The sequence below is a fragment of the Paraclostridium sp. AKS73 genome (genome assembly GCF_025671395.1).
GTDB classification, from domain to species: domain Bacteria; phylum Bacillota; class Clostridia; order Peptostreptococcales; family Peptostreptococcaceae; genus Paraclostridium; species Paraclostridium benzoelyticum.
Genome location: NZ_JAIXHU010000045.1, coordinates 1 through 25,600, shown reverse-complemented (window position 1 = coordinate 25,600; position 25,600 = coordinate 1). Strand labels below are relative to the sequence as shown.

Genomic DNA, 25,600 nt, shown 5'->3' with positions numbered 1-25,600 from the left:
AAAATTTCTTTATTTTTATTCATATGAAAACAATCTCCTTATCATTGTTATTTAATTAATATATCCAAATAAACTTTTATTATTGTTATATGTTTTTTAGTATACAATGTACATAAAAATATACAGTATAAAAAGAAATCTGTCTATAAAATATAAAAATTTCAATATACTTATAACAAAAAAATATAAAAATAACTTACAAACTATAAGTTTTCAAGTTATTTTTTCACTTTTTTAGCAAGTAGCTCCTCCAACTACATGAAGTTCTGCTTCCAATATTTCTTCTCTTCTATCTACCATATCATTTGATAAAATTTGAGTTTCCATGTTTTCAACGCCAATTCTATCAATCATATTTCCAAAACGTTCTCCTGTTTTTCCTTGTTCTCTGTATATAAATAGGTCTAACTCTTGAACCAGTTCCTCCAGATACTAATTAATATAAAAGATTTTGTTACAAAAGAAATAAAACCTATGATTTTAGGCAGAGTAATATGGCTATTAGTTGCTATAATTGCTATGGCTTATGTGCTTATACTATTTTAAGTAAAAAAAGGGCTATATTAAAAAATTAATATAGCCCTTTTTTTACTTTCTAAAGTTAACTTTTTTTACATTATCTTTATTGCTCTTATTTATGCTTTTAGATAAAGTTCCTTCTTTTAATCCGAGTAACTCTTCTACATCTTGTGGATATATACTAAGACCATAATTTATTAGGTTATTCATAAACAGACCTTCATTCATAATCTTACCTTCAATTAGCATATCAAATGATTTTTTTAAAAGAATTGGATGCGAAGATTTTATATTGCTATCTAATGGCTCTTTCTTGCTCCATCCATTTTTATCCATTTCGTTCATTAAGTACATATATTTTTTATAACTTATTTTTCCTAATTGGTAACCTCTAAGAATCATAGCCCATATAGGAACTATCCATTTGCTTTTTAACTCTATAAAATCTTCTAACTCTTGAGTTCCTTCTAGATCATTTAAAAATGAGTCTTTAGGCATTAAAAATGCACAAGCAAACTCATCTTTCGAGAATTTCTTAGATTGTATATTTGCTTCATTAGCTACTATATAAGCTAGTTCATATGCTAAATCATAATTTCTTATAGAAGCTGATTTTTTATCATTTCCTAGAGCTATAAAATATCTGCTTTCTTTATCTATACTTTGTTTCTGGCTAAATGCAAGGGCACCTTTTTTATCTATGTTAGTGGCAGATATAAAAATTCCATTTATCTCAAGCAAGTTAACCATATTACCTATAGGTCCATTATCCAAGTTGAAATATTCTCTTGTTTTTTCAGCTAGTACTTCTATATCATCGTTTCTATTTAAATTATTTGGTAAATTCATTTCTGGGAACTTTATATATCCTTGTATAAAATTAAGCACCCTGTGAGTCATAACTAGTTTTTCTTTTAATGCTATATCTTCTACTCTAGGTAAAGTTGACTCAGTTCTAATATGTGTATTTTCAACTACTACGTTAACTTTATCTTTTTCACTAAAGTAATGCTTTGAAAAACTTAAAGCATTAGCTAATTTCATTTCATTTTCTAGTGTTGGTTTATACTTGTCAGCTTCAAAAGCTAATATATCCTTTTTATTGATTTTAGTTTCGCTAGCCAACATATCTACAGTTTTAGCTCTATACATCCTAGCATTTTTTAATTTTTTTCCATTAAATATATTTTTACTCATGTCATTTTTACCTTTCTTAAATTATGTCAATAAATCTAAAATTTCATCATTTGATAAATTTTTAAAAGTGTTTGAATCAGATAGTTCATTTCCTATTATATCATCTATCATTTTAAGTTTATCATCTTGAAGTTTTATAATTTTTTCTTCTATAGTTCCTTTAGCTATCAACTTTATAACTTCAACAACCTGTTTTTGCCCCAACCTGTGAGCTCTATCACTAGCTTGATTTTCAACAGATACATTCCACCATGGATCAAAGTGAATTACTTTATTTGCAGAAGTTAGGTTTAATCCAGTTCCTCCTGCTTTTAGTGAAATTAAAAATACTTTTTTATTATTATTTTCATTAAAGTCATTCACAAGTTCAATTCTATCTTTAGCTTTAGTTTGTCCATCTAAATAATTATATTCTATATTTTCTTTATCCAATATATATGCTAAATTTTTAAGCACACTTGTAAATTGAGAAAATACCAAAATTTTATCATTATTTGATATACTATCTTTTACTATTTCTACACATGCGTTTATTTTTGAACTTTTTCCTTTATAATCACTAACTATCAAACTTGGGTCCAAACATAGTTGTCTTAACTTCGTCAAATATGCTAAAATAGTTATTTTATCATTACTTTCATATTTATCTTGTAACTTTCTTTGAATTTCATCAACATATGTTTTGTATATTTTACGTTGTTCTTTTCCTAATTCAACTAAAAATTTCGTTTCTATTTTGTCTGGTAATTCTGTAATTACCTGTTTTTTAGTCCTTCTTAAAATAAAAGGTTTTATAAGTTTCTTTAATCTAATTAAATTACTTTCATCTTTTATAAAAATAGAACTAAATTTATTTAAATTATATAAATACCCAGGCATTATAAAATCAAATATAGACCACAGTTCTGCTAAGTTATTTTCAACAGGTGTTCCTGTAAGAGCAAACTTACATTTAGCTTTTATATTTTTAACAGCATCGGTTGTTATAGATGTTGGATTTTTAATATTTTGTGCTTCATCTATAATCAAGCAGTCAAAATTAATATCTTCATACTTATCATTATCATTTCTTAAGGAACCGTATGTAGTTAATAAAACATCAAAACTTTCAATATTGTTTATTGTACTTTCTCTTTCTTTTTTATTTCCATGAACTATGCCTATTCTTAAGCTTGGAGCAAATTTTTCAAACTCACTTTTCCAGTTATGTATAAGAGATGTTGGAGTAATCACCATGCTTTTAGCTTCTTTTGAGACAATAAAAAAGTTATTGTCTGTATTGTTTTTCCAAGCCCCATTTCATCAGCTAAAACACCTCCAAATCCGCAAGATTTTAAGCTTTTAAACCACTTAAAACCTTCAACTTGATAATCTCTTAAATCAGCATTTAAACTTTTCGGCACTTCATAATTTTCATCTTTTCTATTATTGAATTTATCTACTGTATTTTTTATATTTTCAATACCTTCTATATAGGGTATTTTCTTTTCTATTAACAGATTATTTATATACATTGCTTTACTTTTATGTACATTCATCTCTTTAATGCTATTAGTAAATCCTAAACTTTCCATAAGCTTAAATATTTCTTTTGTTTGATCATCTTCTAAATTTATAAAATTTCCATTTTTAAGTTTATAAAATCGTTTATTTGCCTTAAAAGATTTTAAAATTTCCTTATATTCTTTTTCATCTACATCTTCTATTTTAAACTTAAATTCAAGATAGTGGTTTATCTCCTCTCCTAAACCTACTTTTATATTGGAGGAGTTATATACCTTCTTTTCTTTAAATTTATCTGAATAGTATACTTGTCCAATATTTTTTAACCTATTAATTTCTGTAGTTAAAAAATCATATAGATGAGAGTCTGTACCTCTAAACACATATTTATCTTTTTCTCTTTCAAAATAATTTGTGTAGAGCCTATATACAGCTTCTTCTTCTTTCTCAATATCTCTTATAACAAATTTGCCATCTTTTTCACCTTCATAGTGCATTTTTACATCACAGATAATTCTTGAATCGGCTAAGTCGAAGTAATAATTCACTGTTAAGTCTTTAGTTATATTGTTTATAATACTTTCATCCATATTCAAATTATTAGATATTTCTTTTAACTTAGGAATTAAATTAGTTAGACATTCGCTAACTTCATTGTCCTCAAACTCTATTAATTTATTCTCATTTAATAATTCATATAATTTTTTATAGTATATTCCATTATCCCCTGAAATTAAATATATATTGCCTTCATAAAAGACTACATCTCCTTTTTTTGATAAAGGAACAGGTAAATTATCATTATTAAGTATAACTATTTTATCTCCTACCTTTTTAATTTCTACATCAATTGGTACATATCCATTTATTATCTGAGGATTATATGTTTTTCTATTATAGTTAAACGTAAATTCTTTATATTTAAGCTTTTCCATTAACCTTTTTAGTAAACTAGAATTTAATATCATGTATCTATTTTTTCTTGAGTTTATATTATCTACTAAACTTAGTCCATAGTCTTCTATAAACTGCGCTAATTCTTCATCATCTTCAAAGTAACTACTCTTGGGATCATATATAAAATCTTTTCCATACATTATTGGATTTCCATCTACTCTTGAAGTCGCAAATTGTTTAAAATCTTTTAGCGTGTACATTTTGTCATTACCTATCTTAAATTCAACCTCTAAAGTTTGATTTAAATAACTAGTTATATCTACTTCCAAATTTACTTTCTCTTTTGGAATTACTTTAAAATAATTCAGTAAATCTTTATTTATAAATCTTGTATTTACTTTCGGTCTAGTTTGTTCTTTTATATCCATAGTCTTTAATTTTAAATTGTTTACTATATTAGATTTCAAATTGTCAATTTCCTTTAATGTTATACATGCTATATGCTTACATATAAAGTGATTGTTAAGAGTTGTATTTTGATTAAAATCCTCACATGTGCATCCGCTGCTTATAATTTTTTTATTATTTAAGTCTATTATTAAAAAGCTATTATAAATTTCTCTTTGATATTTTGATACTACTGTACCGTATAAACTTATTTTATCTTCCTCTTTTGAAAAAAAGCTTTCTTCTATATATCCTTGTTTATAATAGTCTCTAGATCTATCTAGTCTATATCTATCTATATTTTGTAGTAAAACTTCATTTACTATTTTAAAATCCATTTACTCACCTAATTTCTTTTAAGTCATAACCTTTATTATATATTTTTTAGTAAAAATAATAAAGACTGTAGTTAAAAAAATAAACTACAGTCTTTATTATTTTTATATATAAAGCTTACTTTTAATTTAATTCATTATTTTGCATTTGTTTTTTTGCATAAGCATTTTTATCAGCCATTCCCTTAGCACCCACACTTGATGAGAATTGAGAATTTGGTTCAACACTATCTTGCATATTCATTTCAGATACACTTTGTAAATTAGGCTGAGCATTATTTTGCATGTTTGGTTGAACACTGTTTTGTAGATTTAGATTTCCACTATTTTGCATGTTCATCTCAGATACGCTTTGCATATTAGGTTGAGCATTATTTTTCATAGAATTTAATGATTGATTTTTCATAGAATTTTTCATTTTAAATAGTTCCTTTCTTGTTGCTTATTTTATTCCTTATTATCATTAACTATTTTATTTTTTTAATTCGACAAAATCAAACTTTACATTAATTACTTATTTGCTTAGTTAATGCTCCTTGTCTTTTTGAAGCCATTTTTTTATCAACAGTTTGACTTTCCTCTAATTGAGACTCAAACTCTGAGTTTCGTTGTGAATGATTTACCATAGATTGAAAATTTTGAGCTTCATTTTTATATTCATCATATTTTTTAGACTTTTTCATATAATCACCCTTTCTTAATTTACTTAAGATTATGTTGTGATTTTTTTTAAATTTTTAAACGATATAAAATTTACCTTATTAGTCTAAATTAAGTTTTTTACTTAAAGTATAATTAAGACTAATAAATAAAATAATAACTATAAATATGTTTTGTAAAATTCCTATTGTAGTCACTTTTGTAAAGGCTTGGATAAATTCTAGGTTTGAAATATTTATTGGTATTGCAATATTGTTAATAAAGTCATAGATAATACTTATAATTTTCCCTATTACAAAGAATAATGTTATACTAACTACAGTTTTATGTTTAGTGAAAATAGGTAATTGAGCTATTGCTATCGAATTGTAAATAACAAATACAACTATAGATATACCACTTAAAATTAATCCTATAGTACTAAAAATTATTATAATATCTTGATTGTTTTTAACTAATTGTTTTCCTGAAATCATTATGCTGTTTATAGAAAATATTGTTCCATCTCCAAATAATCCCCCAATATCAGTAAATAGTGCATTAGAGTATATAATTATTGACATTGAACTAACTATTATAGTTAATAACACCCATATTAAGGCAGATATATATTTTGATAATATAAGACTGCTAGTATTTACAGGAAGAGTAAACATCAAATAACCTTCATCTCCTAGTAAGTTCTTTTTAAATCGTTTAACTATAATTACTATAGTTAGGGTTGTTATTGCTATAAATAGTCCACCTATAACCATATTTATTATCCCTTGTGCCTCTATAAAAACATCTTTTCTTATAAATATAGAGTTTAAAGTTGTTATTGCTAATATTGCAATGTACATAGGTACAAAAAATTTAGCAGTTGATTTTAATTCATATTTTAATAACTTTCCTAACATTTAAATTCCTCCCTAAATAAAGTATCTATAGACATTCCTTTTGCTTCTCTAATTTCGTCTACATTCCCTTTTAATAAAATCTCTCCTTTAGAAATTATAATAACTTCATCACAAATATTTTCAATCTCATTTATAAGGTGTGTTGCAATTAAAAGAGTTGAATCTTCATTAAAGTTTTTAAGTATAGTTTTTATTATATAAGCTCTTGATGCTGGATCAACTCCTCCTATAGGCTCATCAAGTATATATAATTTTGCATTTCTTGACATTACTAATATTAAGCCTACTTTTTCTTTAGTACCTTTAGACATAGATTTTATTTTTTCATTTTCTTCTAAATTTAAATTTTTTATCATTTCTTTTGCCTTGTTTATATCAAAGTCTTTATAAAAATCACTAAATAATTTTAAAAGTTCTTTTACATTCATATCTTCATTTAAATAGTTTCTATCAGGCAAATAAGATACAATTTCTTTAGTTTTTACAGACGGTTTCAATCCATTTATAAAAACATTTCCTTTATCACATTGTGTTAATCCATTTAGTAACTTTATCATAGTAGTTTTTCCACTTCCATTTGGTCCCAGTAAACCTACTATTTTTCCTTTAGGTATACTTAAATTAAATTCTTCTAATACTTGTTTCTTACCATACTTTTTATATACATCATTAAACTCAGCTATATTTTTACTCATATTAATCCTCCATTATATTATTTTTTACAATCTCTACAATTTCATTTTTTTTGTATCCTAATTGTATTAACTTTTCTTTCAGTGAATTTATTTCTCTATCTGCTATTTCTTTTCTCATAAATTTAATTTTTTCTTCATCATTTGTCACAAACCTACCACTGGTTCTTTGACTATGCAGTAATCCTTCCCTTTCCAATTCAGCTAAAGCCCTTTGCATAGTATTTGGGTTTACTTCTGCTTCTGACGCCATATCTCTTACAGAACTTAGTTTAGAACCTATTTCAAATTCACCAGATATAATTTTCAGCTTTAATATATCAATTAACTGCAAATATATAGGTTTGTTATTATCAAATTCCCAAGTCAAATTGTATCACTTCCTTATTGTATTAATCACTTAATACAATAATATATGTTTTTACTTTAATATGCAACCTTTTTAATATATTTATATAAAAATATATATAAACTCGCCTGTCTTATAATACTTTTTAATATTTATTCCATGTAAAATTTCGTTAAATATAATACATACTATACTAAAAGATAGGTGAGAAGGTTGCCAACTATCGGTTATAGAAATATAAAGCCTTACGATACAAAAAATAATGAGGGTTAAATAACCCTCATTATTTTTAATTTATATTATGCTAATTCCTTAGCTTGTAAAACTTCTTCTTGTATAGTCTTAGTTACACCACATTCTTCATTTGTGTATTTAGTTTCAAAGTTCGCAATCTCTTTTACATCTTCATGACCATTTTTCATCGCATAACTATAATAAGCGCTCTTCATCATCTCTAAGTCATTTAAATGATCACCAAAGACCATAGTTTCTTTATAATCTATATCAAACATGTCTTGCACTTTTTTAATTGCAAGTCCTTTATTTGTTCCAAAACTAGATATGTCTAACCAATATCTTCCTGAAGGAGTTAATGTTACACCCTCGATATTCGCATTTTTAAATATTTCATAGCTGTTAGTTTCGGCATCAGTTAAATCAAACATATTAACTTTAAATATTCCATCTTCCACATCTAATAATGAATCTACCTTTGTAACTGGCACATTCATAGGGAAAAGTATATTTAACTGTTTTAAAGCTTCTTCATCTTCTAAATATAGCCCCTTAGTCCCGCATAACATAGGATATGCATTCTCTACTTCACGCCCAAGTTCTACCAATTGTTTTATGGTATCCTTTTCCAGAAACTTTGAATATATACATTCATCTTTATAGTATATTCCTGTTCCATTTTCACAAATAAATAATAGTTCCTTTTTATAATCATCAAATTGATAAGATATATCTAAATAGTTTCTTCCTGTAGATATAGCAAACATTACATCTTTTTCTTTTAAAGCATTTATAGTGTCTTTAAAATCTTTTGGAATTTCATGATTACTATTTAGTAATGTCCCATCCATATCCGTTGCTATTAATTTAACCATCTAATCCCTCCTATTGTATAATAAACTTTATAAAAATCGCCGTTCACAATTTTTAATTTATATATTACTCTTATATTATACATAAAATCTACAAAAACTAAAAGTCATGTGCATAATATTATAAATATTATGTATAATGTTATTTGTGTTTTGATTTTAAAATTTAACTAAATTTGAAAGAGGAAGTTTTATGGATGAAAAATTTTATGAAGATTTATTAAACATAAATACTATGGGTGAGAAACTTTGGGATTCTAGTGTTACACACTACCACCCATATCAAGCTACGTCATATATCGCACTTGATATATTATTTAAAACATACACTATGGATAAAACGGATAATGTAGTTGATTTTGGATGCGGCAAAGGCAGACTTATATTCTATCTTAATAGTTTTTTCAAATGTAATGCTACAGGTATAGAAATGGATGAAACTTATTATCAAGATTGCCTAATCAATAAAGAAAATTACTTAGACAAGCATAAGCGACTTTCTAGTCAAATAGATTTTAATTGTATTTTAGGTCAAGATTACCAAATTAAAGCTGTAGAAAACAAATTCTATTTTTTCAATCCATTTTCAGTTACTATCTTTAGAAAAATAGTAAATAATATTTTAAACTCTTATGAAAAAACTCCAAGAGTAGTAGATTTAATACTATATTATCCTTCAGAAGATTATATATATTTTCTAGAAAATAACACTGGATTTTTACTTTATGAAGAGGTCAAACTTCATGGATTGTATGAAAAAGATTGTTGTGAAAGATTTTTAATTTATAGGATGTATGCGTAAAAAATTCGCTTTGCTCATATCGCTCAAATTTCATGTCGTCAACGTCCACTCGGTAAACTCGTGTCACGTTACTCAAACGACTCCGTCCGTTGCTTAAAATATTTTTTATGCTCAAAACATATTGTATTTATATAATTAAGTATCATAGGTTTTTAACAATTTTTAGTATTTATAATTTATTTAACCATAAAAAAATAGCTGAAATTTATTCAGCTATTTTTGTTTATCTATTTAATTAACTCCCAAGTATCATCACTTCCTGGAGTTGTGTTTGTCCACCATTTAGCTTTATATGTGTGCCCATTATATCTTACAAGCTCTCCTCCTTGGCAAACTAATCCTTCATAATAATCTATGCTTCCATCTTCGTTTGGAGTCACTATTTTTTGCCATGCTTGAGATTTATCTGGATCTTCACCTTTTATCCACCATTTAGCTACATATTTCTCTCCTTTAAATACAACTGAATCTCCCTCTAGATATATTTTATTCGAATCATATGTATCTTGTGATGGATCTGGCTTTTCTTTAACTGTTATTGTTCTTTGTTTGTTAGTTGTTAAACCTTCACTATCTGCTACAGAGTAACTTATTTTGTAATCTCCAGCTTTAGTTGTGTCAACTTTACCTTCTACTTTTATCTTAGATGTTAAATCTCCTTCTTCTCTATCTGCAGCACTTACCCCTTCTAATTCGTCAAACTTATCTCCTACATATATAGTTTTATTGTCTATTCCATGTAATGTAGGTGCTTGATTCTTTTGAGGATCTCCTGGTTCTGCACCCTCTCCAAAAGTTTTATATATATCTGTAAACTGATATTGACTTGTCACCCCTCTGTTAGTTTCTAACATAGCATCCCTATTCATTGACCAGAAAGATGTCATTCCTAATCCTTTTTCTATAGAGTGATCTACAACTAACTTAGTCCAATCAGTTCCAAATATAGGATGAGCTTCTCCTTCAAATCCAATAGATGAAGTTGTTCCTACTTTTTTATATGCTTCGCTATCTGTTAAAGATATATTTGCATAATTTTTAAAATACTGTTGTACTTGATTTTTAGTATTGTCAATAGCCCTTACAGAAGCAGTACCATAATTTTCACCAGGTAACAAAGTTCCACTTCCATAGCACATAGTCATTATATTTACAAGTTCTATATCTACTCCTTGAGATAGATAAGTTTCTAAAATATTTAAACCATCCGAAACTAATCCACTTGGTAAAACAGGTAATGTTAAAACTACATCTACTCCTGTTTCATCTTGAATTTTCTTTATAGCTTTAGCATTTGCTAAGGCCCCTTGTGTTCCATGTGTTTCAATATCTAAATCTATTCTTGTTAATCCATATCCATCTACAATATCTTTATATGTATTGTATAAGATATTTTCATCTTGAGTTGTAGCCCAAATCGGTTCTCCATTTACTCCTCCAAATGATACAACTACATCTCCTCCAATATCTCTTAATTCTTTAATTGACTGTTTTATACCTTGATATTGCGTATTGTCATTATTGTCTTCATTTAAAACAGAAAATCCACCCCATCCCCATTTTACTTTATTATTTTCTACTTTTCCTGTTGATTGTATAAATGCTAAATTAAAAAATTTTACTCCTGTATCTTCAGATATTCTTTTTAAATTTACAGTCCCATTATTTGTATACCCTTGTTTTGTTATCCAAGAAACCATATCAACATAAGGTGCATTAACTTGAGTTGGCCACTCAATACCTTGCCCTACTCCAAAATTAACACTCTTATTTGAATAACTTATATTCGTAGCCTTATTTTCTTGTGCATTAACCTTTATTCCATCATACATTGAAATTCCTGATGCCATAACCATAGATACCATTAATGTGAATACTATTTTTTATTTAATTTTTTTAAATGTTTCATATTTATTCTCCCCTTTAATAATTATTTATTTTATAAATTCCCAAGAAGCATCACTACCTGGAACTGTATTTGTCCACCATTTAGCTTTATATACGTGATTATTATATTTTACATACTCTCCACCATTGCAAATCATACCTTCATAATAATCTATAGTTCCATCTTCATTTGGAGTTATTACCTTTTCCCATGCTTGAGATTTGTCTGGGTCTTCTCCTTTTATCCACCATTAGCTATATACTTTTCGCCTTTAAATATAACTGAGTCCCCTTCTAAGTATATTTTATTGGGGTCATATGTATCTTGTGATGGCTCCTCACCTTTTTTTACTACTGTTATAACTCTCTCCTTTTCTACTTTTGAACCTTTGCTGTCCTCAACTGAATAGACTAACTTATAACTACCCTCTTTATTCGTATCCACAGAACCAATAACATTTATTTTATTTGTTATATCTCCGTCTTCATTATCCGTAGCTGTTACCCCTGCTAATTTATCAAATGAATCCCCTATGTTTATAGTCTTATTATCTACACCATTTATTGCCGGAGCTTGATTTCCTGGAGGTTTCACTTCTGAATCATCTAGAATGGATTGTCTATACATATCTATCCCATTATCAGACATCCTCTGAACAAGATCTATTCCTGATATATTTGCATCTCCCTTTAATTTAAAAGTATATGTTTTTCCAGGTTCTATGTTTTTACCTTCCCAAACAGACTGTAAATCTACTATTGTGTACCCATTTTCATAAGTGACATTTCCAGCCATGTGATCGCCTGATTTTAAAGCTTTATCACTTTTTATATATAATTTAGGAGCTTTTATAGTTTCAGCACCTTTTTCTACTGAGGCTAAAACATCTTGTGACTCTTCTAATACTTCATTATTTTTTATAGCTATCTCATATCCATTTTTATCTTCACCCCATTGTTCTTCATACGGGCTTATTGATGTTTTAACATCTAATTTTGAAAAAGTTATTTCATTTTGTGGTAATTTTCCACTTCCAAAAAGTCCCTCTTTAGATGCTTTTGTCAATTCATCTCTTTTACTAGAATCCGTTTTAGCATCTTGAGAGGCCATCCATCCTATCATACCTCCAAGGTTATTATCATTTACATATTTTGTTTTTTCTGTTATTGATTTTACATTATCATATGTAAAAAGCTTTCCAGTACTTTCATCATAAAGATACGGTGCTTTTGCTGTATCATCCCAATATTCTTTTAGTCCTGGATACTTTGATTTTAATTTATCTAAACTTCTGTATGACCACACTCCGCCCATGCGACCTCCATCTCCTGACGCTAATGGAGCTTCATTTATAGCTCCTCTTGATGGTGTCTGATCTGCATCTTTTGTAGTTATTGAAGCCTTGTTAAAAATTCCTGGCAAAGAATTGTTATTACCTTTTTCAACTTTATCCCATCCACGAGTATAATAAGCTGCCCCTATTACAATTTTATCTTTTTCAGCGCCTTTATCTACTAGGTAATCAACAGTCTCATCTATTGATAAATTATTCCCCTTTATGGGGTCACTTTCGTTTGGATAAAGCGCTGTTTGATGACCGCTATATTCATCCCATGCTCCCCTCATGTCATAGGTCATTATATTTGCAAAATCTACAATGTTGAAAAGTTTTTCTGCATCTATGCCTAAATCGACTTTGCTCTTAGGCGCAGGTATTGCTACAGATAGTTCATAATCCTTACTTAGTTTGCTACTTTGTTTATCAAGTTCTGTTCTGAATTCTTGTAAAAGTTTTATATAATTTTCTTTATCTGCTTTAGTTGCATTAGGTGTACCTTCATCGTTTTTGTTGTCTACCAAATCAGGTTGCCTAACATCACATGGATATTCCCAGTCAATATCTACAAAATCCATGTTTGTGTAATCAATAAATTTCAGTACATTTTTAACTAAATTTGCTCTTTTATCTGGATTTGCAGCTACTTCAGAAAAATCACCTGATTTTGACCATCCTCCAAGAGACACTCCTATTTTTAAATTTGGATTTTTTGCTTTTAATTCTTGAAATGCACTTAATACACCAGCATTAGCAGCTCCCCATTGAACACCATCTTGACCTACAGGTGCTCCAACAGCAGCATCTTTATCTGTAAATTTTAAGTTTCCATTTGAATCAAAATCTAAGAAAGCAAAATTCAAATGAGTTAATTTATCTGCTGGTATATCCTTTGGATAAAAGTTTTCCTGTCCTCCCCAAATTGACCAGTCTCCATAATACATAACATTTCTTTTTTGATTATGGTTAACTGTGTTTTTAGAATGATTCGCAGTTTGTTCTTGCGCACTTACAATTATGCTATCACTTGAATATAACCCTTGTGTTATAAGCATAGACATCATTATAGCTACTAGCACTTTACTTCTGCGTTTCCTTAATCTTTTTAAATTTTTCATTCTTTCCCTCCAATTGGGCTATACTAGGTTAATCTTGATATAAAAACTAGACGCTTATAATCTCACACTCTTATGCATCTTATTAACCTTTGTTTTTTACTTAACAAAAAAACCACTCCTAAAGAGTAGTTTAATGGTATAGTTAATAAGACATATAATAATGCCGTATAAAAACAAAAAGTATGTATACTCTTTGGCAACTGGCTGGCATAATATGTATAAACATACCTTAGCCCCTATAGCTTTGCGTCATTAGATTTCCCTAATTTTGCCTATTAAGTTTTTTAACAGACAATATTCACTATTTAGTGAATATTATCTGTTTAATTCACTGTAATTATAGCAGACATTTTTATGATGTACAACATAATTTTTATTATTTGTTATTCATATTTTTTCTTTTTTTAAGAATAAATATGGCTAGGCCTAAAATTAAAACTATTCCTAAAATAGATATTATCACTATATTTTGTACATTTGGAATTTTTGCTTTTACATGTATATTTTCTAAGTTTGATAAGTTTAAATTCCAGTTATATTTATATATTCCATCTTTTTTTGAGTTTGAATTAGCATTTGATTCTACTAATTCTATAGGTGTATTTAAATTGAAATTCAAATCAAATCCTGATCCAAATAAATTTAACATTCCCATTTCTTCTTTACTCATGTTTTTGTTTATATAGTCTTTTAATTTTATATTTATATCGTATGTGTTAGATAAAAAGCTATCTTCTTTTTTTACACTTACTAAATCTCCAAACTTTTTGATTCCCTTACTATTGTTTTGTTTTAAGTTAGCAATATTTCCTAAGTTTTCAGTTATTTTATATCCTGTTTTGCCTGATTCTGTTATTTTCTCAACATTATCGTAATTTGATTTTAAGTCTTGCTCATTTATACCCTCCATTAGATAATCACTGCTTAAAATTTGTGCTGTAACACTTGCATTTCCTTTTTTATCTATATTAAGTGTTATATCTGAATTTACGCATCCAGTTAGCATAAATATAGATACAATCATACATATAGAAATAAATATTTTTTTCATATGATTTCCTCCAAATATTAATTTATATAAATATATTAACATATTGTGTAAAAAATATTTATTTCTACATATAAAGTTTATTATTTTGTCTTGAAGTTTAAATTTAGATGAATAATTATATGCCTGAACTTTTTTATTAAAATAAAAGTATAGCCTACTCAATGTAGACTATACTTAAAAATTATCCTAAAAACATTTTTAAATCATCTTCAACATTTGTTATTCCACCTATGCCAAAGTTTTCAACTAATACTTTAGTTACATTTGGTGATAAAAATGCTGGTAATGTTGGTCCTAAGTGTATATTTTTTACCCCTAGGTATAATAGTGATAATAATACTATTACTGCTTTTTGTTCATACCATGCTATATTAAATGCTATTGGTAATTCGTTTATATCTTGTAATTCAAATACTTCTTTAAGCTTTAATGCAATAAGTGCTAATGAATATGAATCATTACATTGTCCTGCATCTAATACTCTAGGTATTCCATTTATGTCTCCTAAGTTTAGCTTATTGTATTTATATTTAGCACATCCTGCAGTTAAAATCACAGTATCTTTTGGTAGTGCCTCTGCAAATTCTGTATAGTAGTTTCTTGATTTAGCTCTTCCATCACATCCTGCCATAACAAAGAATTTCTTTATAGCTCCGCTTTTCACTGCATCTACTACTGCATCTGCTAATGCAAATACTTGATTATGTGCAAATCCTCCAACTATTTCTCCTCTTTCTATTTCTGTAGGAGGTTGACAGTTTTTAGCTTGTTCTATTATTTCTGAGAAATCTTTATCGTCTTCACTCTTACCTTTTATATGTTTAACTCCTGCAAATCCAGCAGCTCCTGTAGTATATATTCTATCTTTGTAAGTATCTTTTGGTGGTACTATACAGTTTGTAGTCATTAATATTGGTCCGTTAAAACTTTCAAACTCTTCTTTTTGTTTCCACCAAGCATTTCCGTAATTTCCTGCAAAGTGAGAATATTTTTTAAATGCTGGATAGTAGTGTGCTGGAAGCATTTCTGAGTGAGTATATACATCTACTCCAGTTCCTTCTGTTTGTTTTAATAATAATTCTAAGTCTTTTAAATCATGCCCTGATATAAGTATTCCTGGGTTATTTCTAACTCCTATATCAACCTTAGTTATTTCTGGATGTCCATAAGTTCCTGTGTTTGCACTATCAAGTAAAGCCATTCCGTCTACTCCAACTTTGCCAGTTTCTAAAGTCAATCCTATTAACTCATCTACACTTAAGTTTTCATCCAAAGTCTTAGCTAAAGTTGATTGCATAAAAGCATTTATTTTTTCATCATCATATCCTAATGCATTAGCATGCTTCATGTATGCTGCTAGACCTTTTAACCCATATATTATTAATTCTCTTAAACTTCTTATATCTTCATCTTTAGTTGCTAAGACTCCGACTTTAGTTGACTTTTCATCTAATAATTTATTTATATCATCAAGAGTTAACTCTTTTCCACTTCCTAATATTGCATCTTTAATTTTACTTAATATACTTACCTTAACATCCATTTCTGCATTTGAACTTGCATTCCATAATGCAGCTTCTGATAAATTAGACTTATTGCTTAATTGCGATAATAAATCTTCTTTTGTTTTTAATGTTTCTTTTACTCTTGCATAAAATACTTCATCATCGAAGTTTGCATTAGTTATAGTCGTAAATAAATTTATAGTTATTAAATGATTTACATTGCTGCTTACTTTTTTACCTTCTTTTCTAAGTCTTGTTGTAACCTCTGATAATCCCTTAGTTGTATATATTAAAAGATCCTGCATTCTAGCTAAATCTGGTGATTTTCCACATACTCCAAATTTTGTACATCCTGTACACCCAGCTGTTTCTTGACATTGAAAACAAAACATTTTATTTTCCATAATAATTCCTCCAATTTTATAAATGTTCATTTTATATACACATTATATAGTTTAATTTATTTGAATCTTTAACATAAGTTACTATTTTTAATTTTTATATTTTTTGATTACATAATTCTCATCATCAGTTTTTGTATATTCAAAATCATTATTTATGGTATTTACAAATGATACTATCCATAAATCTCTAAGATTATAAAATATATTAACATCTACATTCTCATTTTCCCATATTTCCTTATGCACACATATTCTTCGTTTCCATCTTACGACATCATCTTCTAAAACGATTACTTCATTTACTCTATCACATGGCATTCCATCTAATATATAATCATTTATACTATTATATATTTCTTTGCGTTAGTAATATTTTTTACAGAACTTAATTCCTTACCAGCTTTTACCCCTTGATTTCTATAAATATTTTCTATTTTTTTCAATGAGTTTGGATTATCTTCTAAAATTTTAGATGTCCACAACGCCATCCTTCCTTCTGATGAGTGTATTTTTTCTTGCAGCCATCCATGTATATTTCCTGTATCAATAATGTCTTCTAATTTTTTGCTTTCTAATTTTTCTCCATACTTTAAATTTATTTGTTTATTTAACTTTTCTATGTCTAGTCCTTTAGCCTCTGCTAAATTTATTATTTCGCTTTCTAAATCTTCAAACCAAAGTATTTTATTAAATAACCAATAGTGAATTTTTCCTAAAAATAAGCTCATAATAAAACCTCCTATATTTATTAAATCTTTATTTTAAATAAGTATTTTAAATACACTTTTAAAATTTTATTTTTCTTAACTTTCTATATTTAGATTATATATTATTTAATTTTTATTTTCTGTAACGCTGGTTACACTATTTAATATAAATTATATTAAATAAAAGGATTACCAAACAAACTGGTAACCCTTTTGTAATTATGCTTCATTTAATTCTTTTAATATTTTTTCTAAATCTAATCCATGTATTTCACATGCTTGCTCTAACTTTTCCATTTGAGCTGAAGGGCATCCTATACATCCCATTCCATAATTCATAAGTATTTGTGCTGCATTAGGTTTGGCTTTTATTATATCTGCTATTATAGTTTCTTTAGTTATCATAGTAATCTCTCCTTTGTATAAATTATTTTATGCTTATAACAGAAACAGGACAACCATCTCTAGCATCCTTTGCTGAATCTAATACGTCTTCAGGTATATCTTCTTTTATAGGTACTGATATATTATCGTCATCCATACTAAATACCTCTGGGCAAGTTCCTGCACACGCTTGACATCCTATACAACCATCTCTATCTACAAATGCTTTCATATTTTTATCTCCTTTTATTTATATTTTAAAATATTATTTTTAAATTTTAATATTATATTGTATATATTATAAACTCTCCTAAATAAATGACGTAACTCTAGTTGCATTTAATTAATTTATTTAGATGGTACTTCTAAGCAAGATGCTAAATCTTTATCTGGAGTACTTATAGTTTGTAAACTGAATGTGTCTACCAAATATTGAAGTACATTAGGACTTAAAAATGCCGGTATTGATGGTCCTAAGTATATTCCTTTTATTCCTAAAGACAATAGAGCTAATAAATCTGCTACTGCTTTTTGTTCATACCAAGATAAAATTATAGATAGCGGTAAGCTATTTACATCAGTGTCAAAAGCATCAGCTAATGCTAAAACAATTCTTACAGCTGAGTAAGCATCATTACATTGCCCTACGTCTAAAAGTCTTGGTAATCCAGCAACTTCTCCAAAGTCTAATTTGTTAAATCTATACTTACCACAAGCTAGCGTAAGTATTATGCAGTCTTTAGGTACTTTTTGAGCAAATTCTGTATAGTAATTTCTTCCAGGTCTTGCTCCATCACACCCTCCAATTAAGAAGAAATGTCTTAATTTACCTGATTTTACAGCATCAATTATAGCTGGAGCATTACTTAAAGTGGCATTATGACCAAATCCAACTAAAATTTCGTGTGGCTCTTGATCTTCTTTAAATCCACCTAATTCTAATGCCTTATTTATAATCTCACTAAAATCTTTTTCTCCATCAGCATTTTTGCCTATGTATTTTACTCCATCCCATCCAACTACACTAGTAGTAAATATTCTATCCTTATATGAATCTCTAGGCTTCATAAGACAGTTTGTAGTCATTAAAATACACCCCGGTATATTATCAAACTCTTTTTGCTGATCTTGCCAAGCACCACCAAAATTTCCTGCTAAATGAGGATATTTATTAAGTTCTGGGTACCCATGACATGGTATCATTTCTCCATGAGTATAAATATTTATTCCTTTTCCTTCAGTTTGTTTTAAAATCATTTCTAAATCTTTTAAATCATGTCCTGAAACTATAATAAATGGACCTTTTTTAATGTGAACATTTACTTTATGAGGAGAAGGATTTTTATATATAGTTGTGTTTGCCTCATCTAGTTTTTGCATAACTGCAACGCTCATGTCACCAGTTCTTAGAGTCCATGTTATTAAGTCATTAACAGATAATTTATCATCTGTTGTTGCAGCTAATGCTCTAAAATAAAATTCATCAACTTGATCGTTAAAATAACCTAATTCTCTAGCTTGATGTCCATATGCAGATATTCCTTTTAAACCATATATTATAGTTTGTCTTAAACTTCTTATATCTGGATCTAAATTTTGATCATACATTATTCCTGCACGCTTAGCATCTTTTAACATTTGGTCCCTAGTATCACTTAAGTTATATTCAGCTTGTTCACAGCAATTAGAACAACTTGAAACTTTACTTCTTAGACTTTGCTTTATTTCTTGTGATTGTCTAAGCATTTTTTCATGAACATCTCCATCAAAGTTTACATTTGTAAGAGTGGTAAATAAAGAGTTTTCAACAAAGCTTACAATTTTCTTATCTATCTTTTCACCTTTATCTATTAACTCTTTTGCGTAACAACTTATTCCTTTAATTTGATATATTAACAAGTCTTGAAGAGCTGCAATTTCTGGTGTTTTGCTGCAGACTCCTACCTTAGTACAACCCTTACCACCAGCAGTCTGCTCACATTGATAGCAAAACATGGGGTATTCCATAGCCATATTATTTTCCATAAAAATTCCTCCTTGTGAAATTTCAACAACATTGTTAGTATTTCACAATTTTTTTAAAATATAGCTATATAATTAATATTTTAATCTTATGACTTATTATATTTATAAAAAAGGATGGCTTTACTTATTGTAGAGCCATCCTTTTTATATAAAATTATCCTAAAAACATTTTTAAATCATCTTCAACATTTGTTATTCCACCTATACCAAAGTTTTCAACTAGTACTTTAGCTACATTTGGTGATAAAAACGCTGGTAATGTTGGTCCTAAGTGTATATTTTTTACCCCTAGGTATAATAGCGATAATAATACTATTACTGCTTTTTGTTCATACCATGCTATATTAAATGCTATTGGTAATTCGTTTATATCTTGTAATTCAAATACTTCTTTAAGCTTTAATGCAATAAGTGCTAATGAATATGAATCATTACATTGTCCTGCATCTAATACTCTAGGTATTCCATTTATGTCTCCTAAGTTTAGCTTATTGTATTTATATTTAGCACATCCTGCAGTTAAAATCACAGTATCTTTTGGTAGTGCCTCTGCAAATTCTGTATAGTAGTTTCTTGATTTAGCTCTTCCATCACATCCTGCCATAACAAAGAATTTCTTTATAGCTCCGCTTTTCACTGCATCTACTACTGCATCTGCTAATGCAAATACTTGATTATGTGCAAATCCTCCAACTATTTCTCCTCTTTCTATTTCTGTAGGAGGTTGACAGTTTTTAGCTTGTTCTATTATTTCTGAGAAATCTTTATCGTCTTCACTCTTACCTTTTATATGTTTAACTCCTGCAAATCCAGCAGCTCCTGTAGTATATATTCTATCTTTGTAAGTATCTTTTGGTGGTACTATACAGTTTGTAGTCATTAATATTGGTCCGTTAAAACTTTCAAACTCTTCTTTTTGTTTCCACCAAGCATTTCCGTAATTTCCTGCAAAGTGAGAATATTTTTTAAATGCTGGATAGTAGTGTGCTGGAAGCATTTCTGAGTGAGTATATACATCTACTCCAGTTCCTTCTGTTTGTTTTAATAATAATTCTAAGTCTTTTAAATCATGCCCTGATATAAGTATTCCTGGGTTATTTCTAACTCCTATATCAACCTTAGTTATTTCTGGATGTCCATAAGTTCCTGTGTTTGCACTATCAAGTAAAGCCATTCCGTCTACTCCAACTTTGCCAGTTTCTAAAGTCAATCCTATTAACTCATCTACACTTAAGTTTTCATCCAAAGTCTTAGCTAAAGTTGATTGCATAAAAGCATTTATTTTTTCATCATCATATCCTAATGCATTAGCATGCTTCATGTATGCTGCTAGACCTTTTAACCCATATATTATTAATTCTCTTAAACTTCTTATATCTTCATCTTTAGTTGCTAAAACTCCAACCTTAGTTGACTTTTCATCCATTTCTTCATTTGAGTTTGCAGACCATAATGTAGCTTCTGATAAATTTTCTTTATTATTTAATTTAGATAATAATGCTTCTTTTGTTTCTAAAGTTTCTTTTACTCTTATATAGAATATTTCATCATCAAAATTTGCATTTGTTATAGTAGTAAATAAATTTATAGTTATTAAGTGATTTACTTCACCACTTACTTCTTTTCCTTCTTCTCTAAGTCTTGTTGTAACTTCTGATAATCCTTTAGTTACGTATATTAATAAGTCCTGCATTCTGGCTAAATCTGGTGATTTTCCACAAACTCCAAATTTTGTACATCCTGTACAGCCTGCTGTTTCTTGACATTGAAAACAAAACATTTTATTTTCCATAATTATTCCTCCAATTTTTAAATGTTTATTTTATATACACATTATATTCCTTATTTTTCTTTTTATCTGTAACATATGTTACATTTTCATTAATTTTATAAAATAAAAATTTATTTAATTTAAATTTTGTATTTACTCTTGTGTTTAATAGTATTAATTAATATAATAATACTACTATATTAAATTATTTAAAAAGGAGTAGAATTATGTACTTATCAAAATTTACTGACTATAGTTTTAGAATACTTATTTATTTAGGTAACCATCCAAATGAACTTTTTACAGTAGATGAACTATCCGATATACTTGGTTTATCTACTCATCATATAAAAAAAAATTGTATATAAATTAGCAAAAAACAACTATATATTATCCACAAAAGGACGTAATGGTGGAATAAAACTAGTTATGGATCCAAAAGATATAAACTTAGGAAAACTGCTTGATATAACAGAAGACAATTTGAATATAGTAGAATGTTTTTCTAAAGAAAACAATACTTGTAATCTTACAAAACGTTGCAAATTAAAACCTATTTTAAACGAAGCTTTAATATCATTTAAAAATAAGTTAAGTGAATACACTTTGCAAGATATTCTTTAAAAATTTTTAGGAGGTGATATTTATGTATAAAGTAAAACATTTTAAGGATTTAGATGTAAATGAATTTTATGAAATAGCAAAAGCTAGATATGAGGTATTCGGATGCGAACAGAAAATTTTCCAAGAAAATGACTTCGACGATGTTGACAAAAATTGTTATCATATATTTCTTGAAGAAGAAAATGTAGTAATCGCTTATGCTAGGATAATTCCAAAAACATTTAGTCCATATACAGATACATCTATAGGACGTGTGTTAGTTTTGAAAGACCATAGAGGTAAAAAGATTGCCCAAGAAATGATGAGCCATGCTATAAACTTTATAAAAACAGAACTAAATGAAAATAATATAACACTTTCGGCTCAAGAATACATTAAAAATCTATATTCTTCTCTTGGATTTAAAGAAATTTCAGATACATATGATGAGTGTGGAATTCCTCACATTAAAATGAGATTTTAAGATTTATAAAAAGGCTGTATCAAAATTTTAACTTCTTTTGTACAGCCTTTTATCTAATTACATATTTTAATTGCCATTTTTTATATTTCCATAAATTTAAAATTATCTACGTCAAATAACCCCTTATCAGTAATCTTTATATGTGGAATTACTGGAAGTGCTAAAAATGCTAACGTCATAAATGGTTCAATATCTTTACTAACATTTAACTTTTCATATGCTATAGATAACATATTTTCTAAATTTTCACTTACATAGTTTATATCTTTGTCACTCATAAGACCTGCTATAGGTAAACTTAAACTTCCTAAAATTTCATTATTCGAAGATATTGATAAACCGCCTCCAATTTTTTTAATTTCATCAACAGCGTTAATAATATCTTCATCATTATCTCCAACAACAATTATATTGTGAGAATCATGTGCTACAGTAGACGCCATTGCTCCATTTTTCAATTTAAAGTTTTCTACAAGCCCTAAGCCTATGCTCTTTTTATTAGTATGTCTTTCAATTACTACAAGTTTTAATATATCCACATTTTGATTAAATTTAAATACTCCATTCTCAACATCTACTTTTCTTATAAGTTTCTCTGTTACTAGATTATGTGGAAGTAGACCTATAACATTAGCTCTATCTTTTTCTAAGTTTATTTTTAAATCTTCTTTAGTAAGCTTATCTATATTTACAGTATTTGTAACATTTGAATTTTCTATTTCTCTAGTTTCAAACAATGCTTTTTTATCTTTTCCAACTAACTTCCCATGTTTATAAACTTCTAATACATTAAACTCTTCTAAATTATCTACAACAACTATATCAGCTATATATCCTGGTGCAATAGCTCCTATATTTTGTAAATTGTAACAATTTGCAACATTTATAGTCGCCATTTTTATAGCTATAATAGGATCTATATTGTTTTTAATAGCTAATCTTATATTATTATCTATATGTCCATTTTTAAGTATATCTTGTGGATGTTTGTCGTCTGTACAGAATAAACATCTTTGATAGTTGTTAATGTTAACCCCTTTTATTAAAGTTTCTAAATTTCTAGCAGCTGAACCTTCTCTAATCATTACATACATACCTAAGCTTATTTTCTCAATCATTTCTTCAACAGTTGAGCATTCATGGTCTGTGCTTATTCCACTTAATATGTATGCATTTAGTCCTTCATTACTTATATTTGGTATATGCCCATCTATATATTTCTTATATCTTTTTGCTAATTCTAATTTATCTGTAACTATCTTATCTTGATTAATAACGCCTGGATAGTTCATCATCTCTCCAAGTCCAAGTATTCTATCATGATTTATATACTTTTCTAAAGATGTAGCTTCTAATCTAGCTCCCGAATTTTCAAAATCCGTTGCAGGAACGCAAGATGGTAACATAGAATAAACACATAAAGGTAAATCTTCACTTGATTTTAGTATATATTCTATTCCTTCTAGCCCACAAACATTAGCTATTTCATGAGGATCTGTTATTATAGTTGTTGTTCCCATTGGCACTATAGCTTTTGCAAACTCGGCTGGAGAAACCATAGATGACTCTATATGAACGTGAGGATCTATAAATCCTGGAGTTATATATTTTCCATTTAAATCTATATTCTTTATTCCATCGTAACTTCCTATACCAACTATTATTCCTTTTTGTATTGCAACATCAGCTTTTACTATTTCATGAGAAAATACATTGACTATATTGGCATTTTTTAAAACTAACTCTGATTTTTTATTTTTTATACTGTAATCTATTAGCCCCATTTATGTCCTCCCTATACTTAATACATTTAATTTATTAAAGCAAAAGGCTTTAAAGTTTTTATTTCTAAATAAATTATTCTAATAATACACGTTTTATTTTTAATTGTCCATATAAAACTTAAATAATTCGTCAAATTTTCAGAAAAAGTTAAATTTTATTTAAATTTTCAAAAGCTATCGTAAAATTCAAATTAATTTTTATACGATAGCTTTTTGTTTTCCTATTCTAGACTATTTAGAAAATCAATTATAGTTTGTTCCATATAACTTCCTTTTCTGTATAATTTTTTAGTTTTTATTTTTTCTACCTGATTATCACCAAACTCAACATCCCTAACATTGCTTGGAAATTCTATAAATGATCCAAACTTTTCAAAATTACTGTCTAAATATATAAATATAGGTATTTTTACCCTACCATTATCACTATGTTCTTTTATTATATCTTCATGCCCTTCTCTGCTTTGAAGTTTTAGTCTTATCTTTGGATTTAACTTTGTTATATAATCTATTACAGTTAAGTTTATTTGACAATCAGGACACCATAATTCTGAAAATCCAAGTATGTTAATTTCTTTATCAATTGATTTTATTTTTTCTATAGTATATTTTGTTATTTTCATGATATCCCTATAATCTTTAGCTTTTTCTTGATACGCTAATTCAGATTTGTAAAACTCCTGTTCAAAGCTATAACCTGACTCAAATAACTCTTTTAAACTCATTTAATTTCCCCCTAAATCACTTGTTTTATTTATTAAAATATATGAAATAAAACAAGTAATTTTAGTATTTTTTTAATCAAAAATTTTAACTAAATTTTTATTTTTTTAAAGATATTACATTATAAATATCTAGAAAAAACGCTCTCTATCCTAACTTACAAATTTTGTAATTACAAATTTTTTTTAATTTCATTGTAAAATAATATTTATTAAAACTTATTTAGAAAGGATTTTTATATGTATATTTATATATTAGTAATTTTAGCTTCTTTTTTATATGGAATTTTTCTATTCAGACAAGATAGTAGAAATTTCTTTGCAGGTATTTTATTAACTTTTGGTTCTTTAGGATTTTTATTTTATTAGTTATGTATTTATCAGATAGATTCGATACAATCAGGTTACTAAG

The 25,600-nt window shown here is 27.6% G+C and carries 26 protein-coding genes and 1 riboswitch; of the genes, 4 read left to right on the top strand and 22 right to left on the bottom strand.

Translation table 11 applies throughout. The features are described from left to right. Positions 1-588: 588 nt before the first annotated feature. The 9 genes from LEQ07_RS17340 to LEQ07_RS17300 all read right to left on the bottom strand — a co-directional run bounded on the left by LEQ07_RS17340 (position 589) and on the right by LEQ07_RS17300 (position 8,607). Entirely contained in the window at positions 589-1,716 is a 1,128-nt protein-coding gene (locus LEQ07_RS17340; protein WP_263331653.1) for an XRE family transcriptional regulator, read from the bottom strand. A 21-nt stretch (positions 1,717-1,737) separates the two neighbouring features. Continuing rightward, a complete protein-coding gene (locus LEQ07_RS17335) occupies positions 1,738-2,952 on the bottom strand; it encodes a DEAD/DEAH box helicase (protein ID WP_263331652.1) in 1,215 nt (404 codons plus the stop codon). Continuing rightward, positions 2,946-4,901, bottom strand: a complete 1,956-nt coding sequence (locus LEQ07_RS17330) for an SNF2 helicase associated domain-containing protein (RefSeq protein ID WP_263331651.1) — start codon at positions 4,899-4,901, stop codon at positions 2,946-2,948. The genes LEQ07_RS17335 and LEQ07_RS17330 overlap by 7 nt, the downstream gene beginning before the upstream one ends. Positions 4,902-5,022: 121 nt before the next feature. Continuing rightward, the gene (locus LEQ07_RS17325) at positions 5,023-5,316 is read right to left on the bottom strand and encodes a hypothetical protein (protein ID WP_046822167.1); all 294 of its coding nucleotides are present in this window, start codon (positions 5,314-5,316) and stop codon (positions 5,023-5,025) included. Between the two features lie 88 nt (positions 5,317-5,404). Beyond that, complete coding sequence (locus LEQ07_RS17320; RefSeq protein WP_021430791.1) at positions 5,405-5,581, bottom strand: hypothetical protein; 177 nt, start codon at positions 5,579-5,581, stop codon at positions 5,405-5,407. 78 nt (positions 5,582-5,659) lie between these two features. After that, positions 5,660-6,457: a hypothetical protein gene (locus LEQ07_RS17315; protein WP_263331650.1), complete on the bottom strand. Its 798-nt coding sequence runs from the start codon at positions 6,455-6,457 to the stop codon at positions 5,660-5,662. After that, positions 6,451-7,152 (bottom strand): ABC transporter ATP-binding protein, encoded by a 702-nt coding sequence (locus LEQ07_RS17310; protein WP_263331649.1) that lies wholly within the window; start codon positions 7,150-7,152, stop codon positions 6,451-6,453. The genes LEQ07_RS17315 and LEQ07_RS17310 overlap by 7 nt, the downstream gene beginning before the upstream one ends. A gap of 1 nt (position 7,153) precedes the next feature. Next, complete coding sequence (locus tag LEQ07_RS17305; RefSeq protein ID WP_021430794.1) at positions 7,154-7,519, bottom strand: GntR family transcriptional regulator; 366 nt, start codon at positions 7,517-7,519, stop codon at positions 7,154-7,156. 278 nt (positions 7,520-7,797) lie between these two features. Next, entirely contained in the window at positions 7,798-8,607 is an 810-nt protein-coding gene (locus LEQ07_RS17300) for an HAD family hydrolase (RefSeq protein WP_263331648.1), read from the bottom strand. Between the two features lie 190 nt (positions 8,608-8,797). On the opposite strand from LEQ07_RS17300, the gene LEQ07_RS17295 reads away from it, so the two are divergent. Continuing rightward, entirely contained in the window at positions 8,798-9,406 is a 609-nt protein-coding gene (locus LEQ07_RS17295; protein ID WP_046821911.1) for a class I SAM-dependent methyltransferase, read from the top strand. 227 nt (positions 9,407-9,633) lie between these two features. Here LEQ07_RS17295 and LEQ07_RS17290 read toward each other — a convergent pair whose 3' ends face one another. The 11 genes from LEQ07_RS17290 to hcp (LEQ07_RS17245) form a co-directional block, all read right to left on the bottom strand. Continuing rightward, positions 9,634-11,271: an immunoglobulin-like domain-containing protein gene (locus LEQ07_RS17290; RefSeq protein ID WP_263331647.1), complete on the bottom strand. Its 1,638-nt coding sequence runs from the start codon at positions 11,269-11,271 to the stop codon at positions 9,634-9,636. 69 nt (positions 11,272-11,340) lie between these two features. Beyond that, complete coding sequence (locus LEQ07_RS17285) at positions 11,341-11,451, bottom strand: cellulose-binding domain-containing protein (RefSeq protein ID WP_156317194.1); 111 nt, start codon at positions 11,449-11,451, stop codon at positions 11,341-11,343. An 83-nt stretch (positions 11,452-11,534) separates the two neighbouring features. Next, entirely contained in the window at positions 11,535-13,748 is a 2,214-nt protein-coding gene (locus LEQ07_RS17280) for a glycosyl hydrolase family 18 protein (RefSeq protein ID WP_263331646.1), read from the bottom strand. 192 nt (positions 13,749-13,940) lie between these two features. Continuing rightward, positions 13,941-14,031: riboswitch (cyclic di-GMP riboswitch) on the bottom strand. A 93-nt stretch (positions 14,032-14,124) separates the two neighbouring features. Then, positions 14,125-14,799 carry an LPXTG cell wall anchor domain-containing protein gene (locus LEQ07_RS17275; RefSeq protein WP_046821912.1) on the bottom strand — a complete coding sequence of 225 codons (675 nt, stop codon included), beginning with the start codon at positions 14,797-14,799 and terminating at the stop codon, positions 14,125-14,127. A gap of 181 nt (positions 14,800-14,980) precedes the next feature. Then, positions 14,981-16,708, bottom strand: a complete 1,728-nt coding sequence (hcp, locus tag LEQ07_RS17270; protein ID WP_263331645.1) for a hydroxylamine reductase — start codon at positions 16,706-16,708, stop codon at positions 14,981-14,983. 87 nt (positions 16,709-16,795) lie between these two features. Next, complete coding sequence (locus LEQ07_RS22100) at positions 16,796-17,026, bottom strand: hypothetical protein (RefSeq protein WP_332843313.1); 231 nt, start codon at positions 17,024-17,026, stop codon at positions 16,796-16,798. 20 nt (positions 17,027-17,046) lie between these two features. Beyond that, a complete protein-coding gene (locus LEQ07_RS22095; protein WP_332843312.1) occupies positions 17,047-17,436 on the bottom strand; it encodes a hypothetical protein in 390 nt (129 codons plus the stop codon). A 198-nt stretch (positions 17,437-17,634) separates the two neighbouring features. Further along, positions 17,635-17,820, bottom strand: coding sequence for a DUF1858 domain-containing protein (locus tag LEQ07_RS17260; protein ID WP_046822400.1), 186 nt, complete (start codon positions 17,818-17,820; stop codon positions 17,635-17,637). Between the two features lie 22 nt (positions 17,821-17,842). Then, positions 17,843-18,031 carry a ferredoxin gene (locus LEQ07_RS17255; protein ID WP_035116667.1) on the bottom strand — a complete coding sequence of 63 codons (189 nt, stop codon included), beginning with the start codon at positions 18,029-18,031 and terminating at the stop codon, positions 17,843-17,845. A gap of 116 nt (positions 18,032-18,147) precedes the next feature. Further along, positions 18,148-19,824, bottom strand: coding sequence for a hydroxylamine reductase (hcp, locus tag LEQ07_RS17250; protein WP_263331644.1), 1,677 nt, complete (start codon positions 19,822-19,824; stop codon positions 18,148-18,150). 154 nt (positions 19,825-19,978) lie between these two features. Then, positions 19,979-21,616, bottom strand: a complete 1,638-nt coding sequence (gene hcp / locus LEQ07_RS17245) for a hydroxylamine reductase (RefSeq protein ID WP_263331643.1) — start codon at positions 21,614-21,616, stop codon at positions 19,979-19,981. 206 nt (positions 21,617-21,822) lie between these two features. On the opposite strand from hcp (LEQ07_RS17245), the gene LEQ07_RS20255 reads away from it, so the two are divergent. The 3 genes from LEQ07_RS20255 to LEQ07_RS17235 are packed head-to-tail and all read left to right on the top strand — an operon-like array spanning position 21,823 to position 22,682. Continuing rightward, entirely contained in the window at positions 21,823-21,963 is a 141-nt protein-coding gene (locus tag LEQ07_RS20255; protein ID WP_309296966.1) for a hypothetical protein, read from the top strand. Further along, positions 21,953-22,219: an RrF2 family transcriptional regulator gene (locus LEQ07_RS17240; protein WP_317852111.1), complete on the top strand. Its 267-nt coding sequence runs from the start codon at positions 21,953-21,955 to the stop codon at positions 22,217-22,219. The genes LEQ07_RS20255 and LEQ07_RS17240 overlap by 11 nt, the downstream gene beginning before the upstream one ends. Before the next feature lie 22 nt (positions 22,220-22,241). After that, complete coding sequence (locus LEQ07_RS17235) at positions 22,242-22,682, top strand: GNAT family N-acetyltransferase (protein ID WP_263331642.1); 441 nt, start codon at positions 22,242-22,244, stop codon at positions 22,680-22,682. Positions 22,683-22,762: 80 nt separating this feature from the next. Here LEQ07_RS17235 and ade read toward each other — a convergent pair whose 3' ends face one another. Next, positions 22,763-24,466, bottom strand: coding sequence for an adenine deaminase (ade, locus tag LEQ07_RS17230; RefSeq protein ID WP_263331641.1), 1,704 nt, complete (start codon positions 24,464-24,466; stop codon positions 22,763-22,765). A gap of 221 nt (positions 24,467-24,687) precedes the next feature. Further along, positions 24,688-25,191: a thioredoxin family protein gene (locus tag LEQ07_RS17225; RefSeq protein WP_046822518.1), complete on the bottom strand. Its 504-nt coding sequence runs from the start codon at positions 25,189-25,191 to the stop codon at positions 24,688-24,690. Positions 25,192-25,600 lie beyond the last annotated feature (409 nt).

Excerpts from the sequence above, each read along its gene's own strand:
- LEQ07_RS17340 (WP_263331653.1), bottom strand. The coding sequence starts at position 1,716 with ATGAGTAAAAATATATTTAATGGAAAAAAATTAAAAAATGCTAGGATG.
- LEQ07_RS17335 (WP_263331652.1), bottom strand. The coding sequence starts at position 2,952 with ATGGTGATTACTCCAACATCTCTTATACATAACTGGAAAAGTGAGTTT.
- LEQ07_RS17330 (WP_263331651.1), bottom strand. The coding sequence starts at position 4,901 with ATGGATTTTAAAATAGTAAATGAAGTTTTACTACAAAATATAGATAGA.
- LEQ07_RS17325 (WP_046822167.1), bottom strand. The coding sequence starts at position 5,316 with ATGAAAAATTCTATGAAAAATCAATCATTAAATTCTATGAAAAATAAT.
- LEQ07_RS17320 (WP_021430791.1), bottom strand. The coding sequence starts at position 5,581 with ATGAAAAAGTCTAAAAAATATGATGAATATAAAAATGAAGCTCAAAAT.
- LEQ07_RS17315 (WP_263331650.1), bottom strand. The coding sequence starts at position 6,457 with ATGTTAGGAAAGTTATTAAAATATGAATTAAAATCAACTGCTAAATTT.
- LEQ07_RS17310 (WP_263331649.1), bottom strand. The coding sequence starts at position 7,152 with ATGAGTAAAAATATAGCTGAGTTTAATGATGTATATAAAAAGTATGGT.
- LEQ07_RS17300 (WP_263331648.1), bottom strand. The coding sequence starts at position 8,607 with ATGGTTAAATTAATAGCAACGGATATGGATGGGACATTACTAAATAGT.
- LEQ07_RS17295 (WP_046821911.1), top strand. The coding sequence starts at position 8,798 with ATGGATGAAAAATTTTATGAAGATTTATTAAACATAAATACTATGGGT.
- LEQ07_RS17290 (WP_263331647.1), bottom strand. The coding sequence starts at position 11,271 with ATGGTATCTATGGTTATGGCATCAGGAATTTCAATGTATGATGGAATA.
- LEQ07_RS17285 (WP_156317194.1), bottom strand. The coding sequence starts at position 11,451 with ATGATTTGCAATGGTGGAGAGTATGTAAAATATAATAATCACGTATAT.
- LEQ07_RS17280 (WP_263331646.1), bottom strand. The coding sequence starts at position 13,748 with ATGAAAAATTTAAAAAGATTAAGGAAACGCAGAAGTAAAGTGCTAGTA.
- LEQ07_RS17275 (WP_046821912.1), bottom strand. The coding sequence starts at position 14,799 with ATGAAAAAAATATTTATTTCTATATGTATGATTGTATCTATATTTATG.
- hcp (WP_263331645.1), bottom strand. The coding sequence starts at position 16,708 with ATGGAAAATAAAATGTTTTGTTTTCAATGTCAAGAAACAGCTGGGTGT.
- LEQ07_RS22100 (WP_332843313.1), bottom strand. The coding sequence starts at position 17,026 with ATGCCATGTGATAGAGTAAATGAAGTAATCGTTTTAGAAGATGATGTC.
- LEQ07_RS22095 (WP_332843312.1), bottom strand. The coding sequence starts at position 17,436 with ATGAGCTTATTTTTAGGAAAAATTCACTATTGGTTATTTAATAAAATA.
- LEQ07_RS17260 (WP_046822400.1), bottom strand. The coding sequence starts at position 17,820 with ATGATAACTAAAGAAACTATAATAGCAGATATAATAAAAGCCAAACCT.
- LEQ07_RS17255 (WP_035116667.1), bottom strand. The coding sequence starts at position 18,031 with ATGAAAGCATTTGTAGATAGAGATGGTTGTATAGGATGTCAAGCGTGT.
- hcp (WP_263331644.1), bottom strand. The coding sequence starts at position 19,824 with ATGGAAAATAATATGGCTATGGAATACCCCATGTTTTGCTATCAATGT.
- hcp (WP_263331643.1), bottom strand. The coding sequence starts at position 21,616 with ATGGAAAATAAAATGTTTTGTTTTCAATGTCAAGAAACAGCAGGCTGT.
- LEQ07_RS20255 (WP_309296966.1), top strand. The coding sequence starts at position 21,823 with ATGTACTTATCAAAATTTACTGACTATAGTTTTAGAATACTTATTTAT.
- LEQ07_RS17235 (WP_263331642.1), top strand. The coding sequence starts at position 22,242 with ATGTATAAAGTAAAACATTTTAAGGATTTAGATGTAAATGAATTTTAT.
- ade (WP_263331641.1), bottom strand. The coding sequence starts at position 24,466 with ATGGGGCTAATAGATTACAGTATAAAAAATAAAAAATCAGAGTTAGTT.
- LEQ07_RS17225 (WP_046822518.1), bottom strand. The coding sequence starts at position 25,191 with ATGAGTTTAAAAGAGTTATTTGAGTCAGGTTATAGCTTTGAACAGGAG.